This is a genomic window from Thalassotalea castellviae (assembly GCF_031846185.1).
In the GTDB taxonomy this organism is placed as follows: Bacteria; Pseudomonadota; Gammaproteobacteria; order Enterobacterales; family Alteromonadaceae; genus Thalassotalea_H; species Thalassotalea_H castellviae.
In genome coordinates this window covers 1-15,574 of the sequence record NZ_JAVRIF010000012.1, presented here as the reverse complement: position 1 = coordinate 15,574, position 15,574 = coordinate 1, and the positions used below count along the sequence as shown (strand labels likewise).

Sequence of the window (15,574 nt, the reverse complement as noted above, 5' to 3'; positions counted from 1 at the left end):
CTGTGCTCATAAAATAAATTTCCAATCGGGTATTTCTATTGGGTATAATAGCCCTTTGGTCTGTTGTTTTTTATGGTTTGTTGACCAATTTAAGTTAAATAAAATTAAGGTGATGTGTGGAAGAGCGATCAGTTTTACAAGTAGGTGGTAGTTTAGAAAAGGCCGTTAAAGGTGAGTACAGCATTGATGTAAAAGCCATTTTAGCCGAAGCGTGGGCGACAACCATTAAATCACGTATCGCGATAAATGTCGGTTTACTGTTTACTTTATCTATTGGCATTGTGATTACTTTAATCATTAGTCAATATTTAGGTGGTATAGAGGAAGTTTTCAAAAATCAACAAAGTAGCGCCTTATTAAACATTATAGTGACCTTAGTGGTTTACCCTTTTTTAGTTGGGGTAGAGATGATGGGGGTTTTTCACGCAGTCGGTTTAAAAACCAATCCTAAACTCGTGTTTGCCTTTTTAAAACGAGGCAGTTGGGTCGCCATTTGTGCTTTATTAACCTCAACGCTGGTGACAATGGGGATTACCTTATTTGTTATTCCCGGTATTTATTTGGCAGTTGCCTTATCGTTGGTTTTGCCATTGGTAGTTGAGAAACGTTTCTCACCATTAAAAGCGATCACACTGTCATTACAAGCAACCCGATTCCAGTGGTTTAACCTTTTCGCTATTTACTTAATATTGTTTTTTCTTTTAATTATTGTCAGTTTACCTTTGCTTTTATTAGGGAATGGTTCAGCGGCATTGTTAGGTGGCGTTTTGACTATGTTTGGCTTAACTTATGTGGCACCACTTTTTTATAATGTGAAAGGGATCTTATATCGTGAAATCTTTGGCATGCAACTCAGTATTGCAAAAGGTAGCGCTAATGATATTGATACAACGTTCACCGCGTAATCGCATAGTCAGTTGTACTTAAAACTATTAGCAGCTTTTATGCCGGTTATTTGTTTAGCGATAAATCATTTATCAAGCTGATCTAAACAATAAGAAAAATTCAAAATACAGCAACGTTAGTTTCAGCGTTAGATTATGTATAGAGGAGGAGTTAATGAAAAAAAGGAACATCGTAATTATTGCCTTAGGAGTGGTCTTTCTCTATATGTTAATCAAACCATTCACTGAGCAAGAAAAATATACGGCGATTGCCTCTAAAAAAACCGACAAAGCTGTCGGTCCAATAAAGAAAGTTGAAAAGCCGCTACATGATGTAGATTTGCCAAAATTTAGCAAAATTGTTGATATCAATAAAAAGAAAAAAACATTTTTTAACTTTTTACGCCCTGAGATCATCAAAGAAAACAACCGAATTATTAAGCGACGGAAACAAGTCATTGCTATCAATAATAAGCTCAAGGCTAATGAACGCTTAACCGAAGAAGAACAAGCTTTAGTTGCAAGTTTTGTTAAACAGTACAAAGTTAAAAACGCGCCAACCTTGACCAAAAAAGTAGAGAAGCTTTTAACGAAAGTGGATATTGTCCCTACGGCATTAGTGTTAGTTCAAGCGGCAAATGAATCTGCATGGGGCACTTCAAGGTTTGCAAGGATCGGATTAAACTTCTTTGGTATATGGTGCTTTAAAAAAGGTTGTGGCATGGTGCCTAATAGTCGTGATGAAGGGTTAGATCACGAAGTTGCGGCATTTACCTCGGTAGAAAAAGCGGTGAAGCATTACTTACATAACATTAATACTAATCAAGCTTATCAAGTTTTTCGTTCGATCCGCGCACAACTCCATGCAAATCAACAACCCCTGACAGCAGAAGTTTTAGCTACCGGATTATTACCATATTCAGAACGAGGAAGTGATTATGTCTTAGAAATATCAGAGATGATCAGACATAACAAAAAGTATTTTAACAACAAATGATTATTTGCGTTTCTATCGATATAAATTAAGTTAATACAAACGCAAACTCTTTCACGGCATTTTACTCACCGTCATTCATTTATCCGCATAAAAGCAATACTTAAGCAAAAAAGATAAATTTTACTAAAAATAATAACGCTAACAAGCAGACACTGATATTAAGCTCTTTAGTGTGGCCACTAAATAACCTTACAGCGACATAACTGATAAAGCCAAATGCAATACCATGAGCTATCGAAAACGTTAGCGGCATAGTGATACAAATAACGGCAACCGGCACGGCATCAGAGATATTATCCCACTTTACATGAACAAGTCCTGCTAACATCAACACCGCCACGTAAAATAATGGGCCAGCCGTTGCATACGATGGAACCATAGCCGCTAAAGGTGCGAAAAACAACGCCAATAAAAATAGTACGCCAACGGTAACCGCCGTCAAGCCCGTTCGACCACCAGCAGCAACACCTGCCGTGCTTTCGACATAACTGGTGGTGGTTGATGTACCTAACATACTACCCGCGACGGTAGCCGTTGAATCTGCTAATAATGCTTTTCCTAAACGAGGGAAGTTTCCTTTGTCATCTAAAAGATTGCCTCGTTGAGCAACGGCAATTAATGTCCCAGAAGTATCAAATAAATCGACAAATAAAAAGGCAAAAATCACGCTTAACATGCCCACTTCTAGGGCACCTGAAATATCTAATTGCATCAAGGTAGGCGTAACCGAAGGGGGCATTGAAATGATGCCAGAATAATCAACCTTGCCAAAAAGTATACTTAATATTGTGATCAGTAAAATAGAGATCATCACCGCGCCGTTAATATTTCGATTAACCAGCCCAACAATAATAAATAAGCCTAATGCCGCCATGACCGCAGAAAAGGCAGTAATATCACCAAGGGTTAATAGCGTAGCTGGGCTATCAATTACAATTCCGGCATTTTTAAGCGCAATAAAAGCGAGAAATAACCCAATACCTGCAGCGATGCCAAAACGTAATGAGTGAGGAATGGCATTAATGATCCATTCTCGAATATTAAATAAACTTAATACAATAAATACACAACCAGAGATAAAAACACCCCCTAATGCCACTTGCCATGTATAGCCCATTTCTAAAACAACGGTATAAGTGAAAAAGGAATTCAAGCCCATTCCTGGAGCAAGGGCAATTGGGTAATTGGCAATAAATCCCATAACAAAACAACCAATTGCGGCAGCAACACAGGTGGCTACAAAAATTGCTCCGTGGTTCATGCCACTATCCGCTAGCATGGCAGGATTAACAAAAATTATGTATGCCATGGTTAAAAAGGTGGTGATGCCAGCAACGACTTCTTGCCTTAGGGTGGTGTTGTGATCTTTTAGCAAAAATATTTTTTCTAACATTAAGGGACCCTTCACTTATTTATATTGTTATTTGATTTCAGTGATGTTTAAAACATTGGCTTGATCAACATTGATAGCAGCTGAAGTATCATTACTTGTTGAAGAAAAGTGTGTTTCTTGATCAAAAGCAGTATCCCCGCCATTGATAATACCCGAGTGGGCGTTAATTGATTTAAAGTCAAAAAGTTCACTGTCACATAAATGCGAAGGCACAATATTTTGCATTGCGGTGAACATAGACTCAATTCTACCTGGAAAATTTTCGTGCCAGTCATTGAGCATCTTTTTAATATTTTGCCTTTGTAAGTTAGGTTGTGAGCCACATAAATTACAAGGAATGATTGGGAATGCTTTTAATTGGGCGTACTGTATTAATTCACTTTCTTTACAAAAGGCTAATGGTCGAATTACTACATGTTCGCCATTATCTGAAACTAATTTTGCAGGCATTGACTTTAATTTTCCACCATAGAACATATTTAACATCATAGTTTCAATCATATCGTCTCGATGATGGCCTAAAGCTATCTTCGTTGCTCCTAGGGCTTTAGCTGCTTTGTACAAAACGGCGCGACGTAAACGTGAGCATAAACTACAGGTGGTTTTACCTTCAGGAATTTTGTCTTTAACAATTGCGTAGGTATCTTCTTCAATAATTTTATATTCAACGCCCAATGACGTTAAGTAATTAGGTAAAACATGCTCAGGAAACCCCGGTTGTTTTTGATCTAAATTGACTGCAATTAATTCAAAGTTGATAGGTGCGGATTCTTTTAAAATCATCAATATTGATAACATCGCGTAGCTGTCTTTGCCTCCGGACAAACACACCATAATACGATCCCCATCTTCAATCATATTGTATTGAGCAATGGCTTGACCAACATGACGACGTAAGCGCTTTTCTAATTTTGCTAACTGACTTTTCTGTTGAGGGGTTAAAGACGTTGAAGGTGCAAGATTTGTAGACATAATATTCTCAGATGTAAAATTACCGTATAAACTCAGGAACGTAGACGTTCGGCGCGTATTATAACCAAGAAGGTAACAAATCTACATTACTTTCACGCGTGTTTACGGCAGAATAAACTTGTTAAGAATTTACTGTGATCATTAACGGTAAAATTTGATGGTCAGTAAAGGTCATTTTCATTAAAATTTTTTGAATCGTTAAAGAGCTAATATGACTACACAACTTATGACGCGTTTGTTAAAAAATCCGACGGAAAATAAAAATGGCCATCGATTAACCTTGGTTGGATCGCGCTTTTTTATCATCTATTTTATGTTATCACTATTGTATATGTCATCAGCATTTAAGGTATACGCACATAATTTTCATACTAAAGGGCAGGTTTCTACCACTCACAACGCGTCACATAGTCAGGGAAAATCATCGCAAGTATTCGCTTCAAAATTAACATTTCAATCTTATGTTAAGTATTTAGGCAATGAAGCGTTATTTGTCCATATTGCAAACAGTAAGCTGTTATTTGATCCGTTTTTTCATGACAATATTCGAATATATCAATTGGTGCCAGACACGTTAAAAAGGGATATTTTTAGCGGTACAGCCCCGTTTAATGCGATCAATTTGATTTTAATTAGCCATGCACATCGCGATCACTTTGCCGTCGATGAAGTTGTTAGTTATTTATTACGTTTTACAAACACTAAACTCGTTGGCCCCAAACAAGCAATTGATAAGATCAACACCCAGTTAAAAAAACTGAATAAAACTATTAGTCACGAAAGGCTTATCTCAGTTAATTTAAATATTGGCGATCAACCATGGCAGCAAAAAATTGGTGAGTTTCTAATTGATGCCGTTAGGATCCCACACGCCGGCTGGCCGAGCAGGGCAGAGGTTGAAAATATCGTTTTTCGAGTGACGGTAAATCATGCTATTGATGATACTGCTAGTCAATACACGACCGTGATGCATATGGGGGATGCTGATCCTGATGATGATCATTATTTACCCTACCGAAGCTTTTGGCGAAAAAAAATAACGGAGGTAAATTTTCCTCCCTATTGGTTTTTATACTCAGCTGAGGGGCGTGATATTTTGGATAATATTATCGGCGCAAAAACGAATATTGGTGTTCATGTGCCTATGGCTGTGCCAAAGCAATTACAACAATCAGGACGCGAATATTTTTCGATACCCGGAAACATTAAGCCGTTACACTCACAAACTCCAGATAAGTAGAGCTATCAATGCAACATGGCTAAGCGTGTATAATTGGCACTTTTTAATCAAACTGATAATAAAAATTAACTACGTCGATAGGGCGGTAAAGAGTTAAGCAAGTCTTTACCGTAACGTTTAGACACTAATCGGGTGTCCATAATGGTGATTGTGCCAGTGTCTTGCTCATTTCGCAGTAAACGTCCTGTGGCCTGAACTAATTTTTTTGACGTTTCTGGTACCGAAATTGACATAAATGGGTTACCGCCTTTAGTGGTTATATATTCAGCTTGAGCTTGTTCTACAGGCGAGGTTGGTACGGAAAAAGGTAACTTAGTAATGATTAAATTGGTTAAATATTTGCCAGGTAAATCTAAACCTTCAGAAAAACTTTGTGTACCAAAAATTATACTGTCTTTGTCGTCATCACATAACTTTTTATGCTGTTCGATAATATGTTGGCGAGACTGCTCACCTTGTACTTGAATGCTAAGTTTGTGATCTTCTCTCAATGATTTTGCAACTTGCTCCATCTGCCAATAAGAAGAAAACAATACTAAAGTTGCTTTGTCTTGCTTGATAATGGCAGGTAATTCTTTAATTAATTCATCTGTAAATTCATGAGCACTTGGTTCATTTTGCATTGGGTGAACCAGCAGTTTAGCGTTATTTTGATAATCAAAAGGCGAGTCTACTTTTTGATATTGTGTGCCGTCGTTGGTTTGTAAACCTACTTGTCGGCGAAAATGGTCGAATGAATTTAGCGCTAAAATGGTGGCAGAGCATAACACGGCACCTTCACACTTACTCCATAAGTTATCTTCTAGGGTAAAACCTACTTCAATAGGAGATGCCGATAATAAAATGTCTTGGCGTTTTGAGCTGATTTTTTCCATCCAGCGAGCCATCGGCGCCCCTTTTTCGTAATCCGACACTGCATACATGGCCCACAAAGCATGAAAGTTTTCTAAGCGTTGGATCATAAAACCGCATTCAGCTAAAGCTGGCTCGGCTAAATACATTTGTACATCACCGTCTTTGACCGACTCCATTAACAGGTTATAAAGCTTATTACTTTGAGTGAGACATTTTTTACTGAGTTCGGTTAAATCTTCCGCCCAATTTTTTAAGTTTTTTGGGATTATGCCATTTTCAAATCGGTAAATACTGTTGTCATCTTCTCTTGCAAAACGATTATTTTTGTCCACTTGTTCCGCAAAATATAACGCTTGATTATTATCAATAAAGCTTACTACTTTATTCAATTCACCGATTAAGTCTTGGCAATCATCGCTAAGTTTTATCGATGGACTGATCACTGATTGTGATTTTATCAACTTAGACAGTTTTGCAGATAATTCTTTTAACTTTTCAAGCCAGTCAAGGGATCCCTTTAAAGTTACACTTGCACTTGAATGGTCACGCGTTACCTTGGGTAAGTGATGAGCTTCATCAATAATATAAAAAACGTCTTCTGGTGCGGGCAATATTCTGCCACCACCAATTTCAAGATCCGCGAGTAATAAACTATGATTTATCACCAAAACTTCACAAGTTTCCATCGCTTCTCTTGCTTTATGAAAAGGGCAATGTGCATGCTCTGCTAAAGTTTTTAAACAGCTATGTTTGTCTGATTGTATTTGTTGCCAAATATAGTGAGGGATTGGGTCTGCCCAAGAATCAATATCACCTTGCCATTGGTTATTTTTCAGTGCGTTATGTAAATTACTTAATAACTTGATATCCATAGCACTAGGTTTTTGGGCAAAGGTAAAGCCAGCTTGAGGGTTGTCATGTTGGCTAACTGCCGCTGCTAATTTTTGTTGGCATACGTAGCGTTGTCGCCCTTTGACTAAACTAAAATTAAAATTTAATCCTGAATGCTCTTTTAAAAAAGGCAAATCTTTATCAACTAATTGCTCTTGCAGTGCAACCGTTGCGGTGGAAATACAAACGGTTTTTTGCCGAGATAAAGCTAATGGAATAGCACCTAACGAATAGGCAAGTGATTTACCCGTGCCGGTTCCTGCTTCAATGGTAATGATTTTTCGAGATTTATCGTAATCACCCGCTAGGGTTTTAGCAATTTCTGCAATTAAAAACGTTTGTTGTTTTCTAGGATTAAAATTAGCTAGGTTTTCCCCAATGGTTTTGTAAGCCGTGCGTATTATTTGTTTTATCTTATCTGTTAACATAAGTAGTATGTTGTAGGCGCTGGCCAACTATCCATAAAGTAATTTTTATCATACAATGCTGTATATAATAACAGGTTATTAGGCACTAATAGAACCTTTTCATGACAATTTCTTCGATAAACACACCCGCTGCTCATTTAAGTGGCTTTATTTTAACGCGCCAAGCCTATGATACTAAACAAGGTATCGAGTTGTCTTTCTGGTTAAAAAGTCACAATGGTGTAAGAAATTTTCTGGTTAAGCATGAAAAAGCGGTATTTTTTGTCGAAGCTGGGCAACAAAGCAAAGCCAGCAATTTGTTAAATGACAATAACGTTATTGTCGAAAATATAAAACCTGTTCCGCTTAAAACCTTTGGGCAAGTGCCTGTGGTCGCTGTTTATTTTTCTACGATGAGAGAATTCTATCGTGCGCGAGAGATACTCAAAACGCACGATGTAAAATGTTATGAAGACGATTTTCGTCCAGAAGATCGCTACTTAATGGAGCGATTTATTACCGCCAGCGCACATTTTACCTTAGCTGATCAGCAATCGTTAACCGCTGGGCAACGAAAAAGTCGCTTTCCTGTTCATCTTGTTCATAAATCTCGGGCAATACCGGCTGAACAAACACTTGACGCCATTCGCTTATCTATGGTTTCCCTTGATATAGAGTGCTCGATGAAAGGAGAGTTGTACTCTATTGGTCTTTACTCGGAAAACTTAAACAATCAACCGTTAAAAAAAGTATTGATGATCGGCTCCCCAAATACTTTTGCTAAGTCAAAAAAGCTAAACGACAAGCAAGCCTCTGATATTGAGACGAATATTGTTTGGCTAAGTGATGAACAAACTTTGCTGAAAACTTTGATTGAGTGGATTGAAGTCAATGATCCTGATGTTTTTATTGGTTGGAATGTTATTCAGTTTGATTTTGCTTTGTTACAAAAACGATGTGATTTGTATGGCATAAACTTTACGATCGGCCGTGATGGTCGAGCGCCACGTTGGCGTAAAAATCAAAACAGTGAACAACAATTTATCGACGTAAATGGTAGGATCATTCTAGATGGAATCGACTTATTAAAAACCGCTACATACAATTTTCCAAGCTTTTCCTTAGATTACGTTGCACGAGAATTATTAGGCTTAGCGAAAAAAGTCGACGATGTTGATAATCGCATCAAAGAAATTACCGATAATTTTCATCATGATAAGCTAGCGTTAGCGGCATATAACCTAGAAGATTGCCGATTAGTCACCTTGATTTTTAATAAAACTCAATTACTCGACTTTGCCATGCTACGGGCACAATTAACAGGTTTAACCGTGGATAGAATAGGCGGCTCAGTAGCGGCATTTACTAATTTATATTTACCTAAATTACACCGTGCTGGTTATGTTGCCCCTAACATGGGAGATGGTTTACAAGGACTCGTTTCGCCCGGCGGCTATGTGATGGACTCGATCCCCGGTTTATACAAAAATGTTTTAGTGCTTGATTTTAAAAGCTTGTACCCCAGTATAATTCGCTCGTTTAATATCGACCCTATGGGGATGATCGAAGGATTAAACGATCCTGACAATGCTATTGAAGGCTTTGACGGAGCGTTGTTTTCAAGAGATAAACATTTTCTCCCCGATATTATTAACCAATTATGGCTTGAGCGTGATAAAGCGAAAAAAGAGCAAAACGCCGCATTGTCCCAAGCGATAAAAATTATTATGAATTCATTCTATGGCATTTTAGGCTCTACAGTTTGCCGATTTTTTGATCCTCGTTTATCAGGCTCAATTACCAAAAGAAGCCATGAGTTATTAAAAGTTACTAAAAGCTGGATAGAAGATAAAGGCTATAAAGTGATTTATGGCGATACAGATTCTATTTTCGTTCATGTTGGCAACGATAAAACACCAGACGAATGCAAAAGTTTAGGTGAGGTATTACAACATTTTATTAATGATAAATGGCAAGCAAAACTTAAAGCTGACTTTGATATTGAAAGCCAGTTAGAAATTGAATTTGAGACTCATTTTACGCAATTCTTTATGCCGACTATTAGAGGGCTAGAGGTAGGAACAAAAAAACGTTATGCGGGAATAGTCATTAAAAATGGCCAACAAGCGCTAATATTTAAAGGTCTGGAAAGTGTTCGAACTGACTGGACGGAACTTGCGAAAAAATTTCAACGAGAGCTTTATTTGAAAGTTTTTAATGGCGAAGAAGTAACAAATTATATTATTGATTTTGTTAATAAAACCAAAAATGGTGAAATGGATGACTTACTTATTTATCGTAAACGCATCCGTCGAAAATTAGATCAATACGTGAAAAACGTGCCACCGCATATTAAAGCCGCTCGATTAGCTGATGAAATAAATAATAAAGCTAATAAACCTTTAAAATTTCAAAACAAAGGTTGGATAGAGTACTACTTAACTACGGTTGGTCCGCAAGCAAAAGGTTATGTTAGTGCACCGCTGGATTATCAAGTATACGTAGATAAACAACTTGCCACTGTCGCCGATGCTATTTTGCCGTTTATCGGTACAAGTTTTTCTGAAATTACCGATGCTCAGATGAATTTATTTAATTAATAAAATATCGTTATAAAAAATATCGTGCAACTGATAACTATTCACGTTATAACATTAAAATAAATAGCTATTTAGATGGCTAGATGGTTGTGGTTTGTCATGACCAATTTGCTGTTAATTAGTGATATTCTGCTTAAAAAGAGTACCCATGTGATGAAAAAAGAGACAAAGTTTGTAAATGCCGGTCGACAATCTAAATGGACGCGAGGCGTAGTTAACCCACCGGTAGAACGTGCTTCAACAGTTGTTTTTGACTCTGTTAAACAAATGAAACATGCCACTGTTAATCGCGGTAATCAAGTACTCTTTTATGGCCGTCGCGGAACATCAACCTCTTTTGCTTTTAGTGATGCGATGACCGAATTAGAAGGCGGAGCAGGTTGTGCTATTTACCCGTCAGGCACTGCTGCTATTACCAATGCCATTTTATCCTTTGTAAAAACGGGTGATCATATCTTAATGGTAGACACCGCCTATGAACCAACGCGAGATTTCTGCGACAAAATACTCAAAAATATTGGCGTTGAAACCACGTATTACGATCCGTTAATCGGTGCAGACATTGAATCGTTAATTCAAAAAAATACCTCTGTGATATTTTTAGAATCACCGGGTTCTATCACCATGGAAGTGCAAGACGTACCTGCCATTGCAAAAGTGGCTCATCAACATAATTGTATTGTCATGCTTGATAATACCTGGTCGGCAGGGGTAAATTTTCAGCCATTTGATTTTGGTGTTGATATTTCCATTCAAGCTGCAACTAAATATATTGTCGGCCATTCTGATGTCATGCTGGGTACCGCTATCGCTACAGAAGAACATTGGGAGCAACTGCGTGAAAACAGTTATTTAATGGGACAATGTACTTCTCCTGATGACTTATATTTGGCGATGCGCGGTATTCGTACTTTAGGTGTGAGATTAAAACAGCACCAAGACAATGCTTTAAAAGTAGCGAACTGGCTTGCTACTCGAGACGAAGTTGATGTGATATTGCATCCTGCGTTTGAAAGCTGTCCAGGCCATGAGGTTTTTAAACGTGATTTTACCGGCGGTAATGGTTTATTTTCTTTTGTATTAACACGGGGAAATCAAGCCTCGGTAAATGCACTGTTAGACGGTATGCATCATTTTAAAATGGGTTATTCATGGGGAGGATTTGAAAGTTTAATTCTCGCGAATACTAACGTTGGTAGACTCCGAACGGCTACCCAATGGCCTTACGAACAGCCTTTGATTCGTTTACATATAGGTTTAGAAAATGTTGATGACTTAATTGACGATCTCAGCCAAGGTTTTGCACGATTAAACGCGGTATTAGACGCATAATCTTAACTGCTCATCAATTCTACTGATTTACATACGTAAGGTGCTAAGTGGCACCTTCGTTCAACATTCTTTACTACTTTTATCTTAATTTTCTGCCAATTAATCCCGAAAAGGTTGCGCTTACCTTGTCATTGTGGGAAAAATGAAATCCTTCTTTGATAACAATAAATAGATCCTATGATAAAAAAATCAGTATTAGCCGTTGCTGTTTCATCCGCTTTGATGTTAACCGCGTGTAATGATAGTCAAGAAACTGCCAAAGAGAATTCTGCACAAAGTGCATCAAAAGTTGAAACGTCTGTTGCTGAAACAAACTTAGACGCTTCTGCACAAGCCAATAAATTATTCGACGAATTATATAAAGCTGGTGTGATGCGCAATCCTATGTTTCAAACTTATTTAGGCATAAAGGATGATTACGACAAGTGGAATGATATTTCAGAAGAAAACACGTTAAAAGAACTTGCCATCACTAAAAAGGATCTGGCAACAATTAAAGCCATAGATGTAAGCAAATTAGACGCACAAACTAAAATTAGTCATACCTTATATGTACAAAAACTAGAAAATAGCATTGCTGATCATAAATGGCGTTTTCATAGTTACCCTGTTAATCAAATGTTTGGTCTTCACTCTCAAATTCCTGCTTTTTTGATCAATCAACATTCAATTGCCAATGAAAAAGAAGCACAAGATTATATCTCACGGGTAAAAGGCACAAAAACGTTATTGAAACAATTAGTTGATAACTTAAAACTTCGTGAAGAGCGAGGCATTATTGCGCCTAAGTTTGTTTTTGAACATGTGATTCGTGATTCAAATAACATTATAACTGGTGCTCCCTTTGAAAATGGAGAAGCAAGCACCGTACTTGCTGACTTTACCCGTAAAGTGACTAAGCTAGAGATTGACGAAGAGAAAAAATCAGCCTTAATTAAAGCAGTAGAAACGGCTTTAACAACACATTTAAAGCCTGGATATGAAGATCTCATTACTTATTTAAATCACCTAGAATCAAAAGCTGATGATAGAGATGGTGCTTGGAAATTCCCTGAAGGCGAAGCGTTTTTCAACAACGCTCTAAAACGCACCACCACAACAGATTTAACCGCGAATGAAATTCATGAAATTGGTTTGAGTGAAGTCAGCCGTATTCATGATGAAATGCGTGTAATTAAAGATAAAGTTGGTTTTGAAGGTGATTTAAAAGCCTTTATGGAATTTATGCGTAGTGATAAACAGTTTTACTATGCAGGTGACGAAGCTGGCAAAGCACGTTATTTAAGTGAAGCTGTTGCGTTAATTGACGACATGAAAGGGCGTTTAGATAGCTTATTTTTAACTAAGCCGAAAGCTGAACTAAAAGTTAAAGCCGTTGAAGCGTTTAGAGAAAAGTCTGCGGGTAAAGCGTTTTATCAATCACCAGCGCCAGACGGATCTCGTCCGGGTATCTACTATGCTAATTTGTATGACATGGAAGCAATGCCTACCTATCAAATGGCAGCACTTGCTTATCACGAAGGAATTCCGGGCCATCATATGCAGATGGCAATAAAGCAAGAGCTAGAAGGCCTACCTATGTTTAGAAAATACGGTGGCTATACCGCTCATACAGAAGGTTGGGGTCTTTATAGTGAGATGATCCCGAAAGAAATTGGTTTATATCAAGACCCATACTCAGATTTTGGTCGTTTAGCGATGGAATTATGGCGTGCATGTCGATTAGTGGTAGATACGGGTATCCACACTAAAAAATGGACGCGTGAACAAGGTATTGAATATTATGTAAATAATACGCCTAACGCAAAATCAGATGCCGTTAAAATGGTTGAACGTCATGTAGTCATGCCATCGCAAGCAACTGCCTATAAAATTGGTATGCTTAAAATTGTTGAATTACGTGAAAAAGCAAAAACAGCATTAGGTGAAAAATTTGATATACGTGAATATCATGACATTATCTTGAAAAATGGTCCGGTACCGTTAAACGTACTTGAAGACTTTGTTGCTGAATATATTGCATCGAAAAGTTAAGTCATTTTAAAGCTTAAATCGTTAAAATTAATTATAGCCGTTCATATTGAACGGCTTTTTTATAAGTCTGATAACGGACTTCTGACACCATTAGCCCCTTGTTCAATCACATGCGTATAAATTTGAGTTGTTCTGACATCGGTATGACCTAATTGTTCTTGAACTGTTCTAATGTCTGCACCTCGTTGTAATAAATGAGTGGCAAATGAATGTCTGAAGGTATGACAGGTTACATGTTTATTAAACGACAGGGTATTGCTTGCTGTTTTAACGGCTTTTCGCACGCTAGTTTCGTTTATATGATGGCGTCTTAAAGCTTGAACTTCAGGATCTATACTGAGTCGTTTAGCAGGGAATAAATAATGCCAGCCCAACTCGAACGGCGCAGACGGATATTTTTTTGCTAATGCGAACGGTAAATAAACGCCTTGATAATGTTTATTACGCTTATCCGCTTCAAAATAAGACGTAGCATGCGCAATTTGTTGTTTTAACGCAGGAATTAATTCTTTTGCTAAAGTTACCCGACGGCTTTTATTTCCTTTGCTTTGCCATATATTGATACAAAAATACTTAAAATCGATATCTTGTATCCTTAATCGAGTAGCTTCCATAAGCCGTAGACCGCTTCCATACATGAGTTGACAAGGCAAAATATAATTCGCATTTATTTCAGCTAACAGCAACTTGACTTCAGTTGGTGTTAAAACAACAGGTAACTTATTGCTCAGTTTGCTTTTATTAAAGTTTAGCTCTAATGATAAAGGATTATTTAATATGTGAAGATAGAGAAAAACTAATGCATTTAACGCAATTCCTTGTGTTCTAGGTGCCAGATTTAGCGAATTTGTTAAATATGATAAATACTTTTCGACTTCAGTATTGTGACAAGTGGCAGGATGTTTTTTACCAATGAAAATTATATAGCCTTTTATCCAGTAAACGTATGTTTGGATTGTTCGTTTCGCGTATCTTTTTAAACGCATTTTATCTTCGATCATTTGTAAAAAAGGTGATGACATTTTCTAGCTTCCTTGCTGTGTTTTTATACAGTGTAGGTTTGATTCTCGTTTTTTACGAATATGAAGATAATTTAATGTGCTATATTGACAGTTAAAAATTAAATATATTCTAAAAAATAATCAGTTAGGTTATATTTATCTAAATTAAATTTATTTATAGTAGTAATGGAATTTCATGTAATAGATATGAATTATTCCTGCTATTAAACTGTTAGGTTACTACATTGATCGTCGATATTTTTATAGCATGGATTCCTTTTCTTTTATTAATCAGCTTCTGGGTTATCTCGGGAGTTTATTACAATAAGAAAATTAAGAATCACAAATCTAGAGTCGTAGTAGACAACACTCGACCAAAAAGTTGTTTAACTTTAATACGTGGAATTGAAACAACCAACTATTTAAGAAATTATAAAATATTCATAGATGGTCGAAAGTATGATGGAATCGAATCGGGAGAAACAAAGCATATTGAATTGTCGCCGGGTAGCCATACTCTTTTACTTAAAATAGATTGGTGTAAATCTAAAGAGTATCAATTTAATATTGAAGCTTTAGGTAATACTGAGCTAACGTGTGGTGCTAGCTATTTGGGGTGGAAGTGTGCATTCATGTGTTTCATAAAGCCATCTAATTGGTTATATGTAAAAGTAACCTAACAAGATAATAAATAAGGACAAAAAACAGTTGGCTGTTTTCGTTCCTCAACATTTTAGCCAACAATTTTTTGCCCATTATTAGGGCGTTATATACCGCAACTAATTCGACTAAAAATTTCTCAGGTTTTTGTGTTTTTAATTGAAACTTGTTAGTGAATTCTTCGGGTGTATTTTAGGTTTTTACATTGTAATGCTTCGGCAAGTTAATCTGTAAATTCTGTAATATTCGCATTTAGGTTTACGTTGCGGTGGGTAAAGGCTGGAAAAGTTATGTGAGTTGCTAGCCAT

Annotated in this window: 10 protein-coding genes; 6 read left to right on the top strand and 4 right to left on the bottom strand. The window is 37.0% G+C overall.

Annotated elements, in window-relative coordinates; translation table 11 throughout:
• The first annotated feature begins 116 nt into the window (after positions 1–116).
• The gene (locus tag RM573_RS16330) at positions 117–905 is read left to right on the top strand and encodes a YciC family protein (protein WP_311584509.1); all 789 of its coding nucleotides are present in this window, start codon (positions 117–119) and stop codon (positions 903–905) included.
• Positions 906–1,059: 154 nt separating this feature from the next.
• Positions 1,060–1,881: a glucosaminidase domain-containing protein gene (locus RM573_RS16325; protein ID WP_311584506.1), complete on the top strand. Its 822-nt coding sequence runs from the start codon at positions 1,060–1,062 to the stop codon at positions 1,879–1,881.
• A gap of 100 nt (positions 1,882–1,981) precedes the next feature.
• Here RM573_RS16325 and RM573_RS16320 read toward each other — a convergent pair whose 3' ends face one another.
• On the bottom strand, positions 1,982–3,274 hold the full coding sequence (locus RM573_RS16320) for an NCS2 family permease (protein WP_311584504.1): 1,293 nt from the start codon (positions 3,272–3,274) through the stop codon (positions 1,982–1,984).
• Between the two features lie 27 nt (positions 3,275–3,301).
• Entirely contained in the window at positions 3,302–4,246 is a 945-nt protein-coding gene (gene ttcA / locus RM573_RS16315; RefSeq protein ID WP_311584502.1) for a tRNA 2-thiocytidine(32) synthetase TtcA, read from the bottom strand.
• Positions 4,247–4,457: 211 nt separating this feature from the next.
• Between ttcA and RM573_RS16310 the strand changes: the two genes are divergently transcribed.
• A complete protein-coding gene (locus tag RM573_RS16310; protein WP_311584499.1) occupies positions 4,458–5,486 on the top strand; it encodes an MBL fold metallo-hydrolase in 1,029 nt (342 codons plus the stop codon).
• A gap of 65 nt (positions 5,487–5,551) precedes the next feature.
• Here RM573_RS16310 and dinG read toward each other — a convergent pair whose 3' ends face one another.
• Positions 5,552–7,660: an ATP-dependent DNA helicase DinG gene (gene dinG, locus RM573_RS16305; RefSeq protein WP_311584496.1), complete on the bottom strand. Its 2,109-nt coding sequence runs from the start codon at positions 7,658–7,660 to the stop codon at positions 5,552–5,554.
• A gap of 101 nt (positions 7,661–7,761) precedes the next feature.
• On the opposite strand from dinG, the gene RM573_RS16300 reads away from it, so the two are divergent.
• The 3 genes from RM573_RS16300 to RM573_RS16290 all read left to right on the top strand — a co-directional run bounded on the left by RM573_RS16300 (position 7,762) and on the right by RM573_RS16290 (position 13,605).
• On the top strand, positions 7,762–10,239 hold the full coding sequence (locus RM573_RS16300; protein WP_311584493.1) for a DNA polymerase II: 2,478 nt from the start codon (positions 7,762–7,764) through the stop codon (positions 10,237–10,239).
• Between the two features lie 153 nt (positions 10,240–10,392).
• Complete coding sequence (locus RM573_RS16295; RefSeq protein WP_311584725.1) at positions 10,393–11,571, top strand: cystathionine beta-lyase; 1,179 nt, start codon at positions 10,393–10,395, stop codon at positions 11,569–11,571.
• A gap of 177 nt (positions 11,572–11,748) precedes the next feature.
• Entirely contained in the window at positions 11,749–13,605 is a 1,857-nt protein-coding gene (locus tag RM573_RS16290) for a DUF885 domain-containing protein (RefSeq protein ID WP_311584490.1), read from the top strand.
• A 59-nt stretch (positions 13,606–13,664) separates the two neighbouring features.
• Here the strand turns inward: RM573_RS16290 and RM573_RS16285 are convergent, their stop codons facing one another.
• Positions 13,665–14,627: an integron integrase gene (locus RM573_RS16285; protein WP_311584487.1), complete on the bottom strand. Its 963-nt coding sequence runs from the start codon at positions 14,625–14,627 to the stop codon at positions 13,665–13,667.
• Positions 14,628–15,574: the final 947 nt, after the last annotated feature.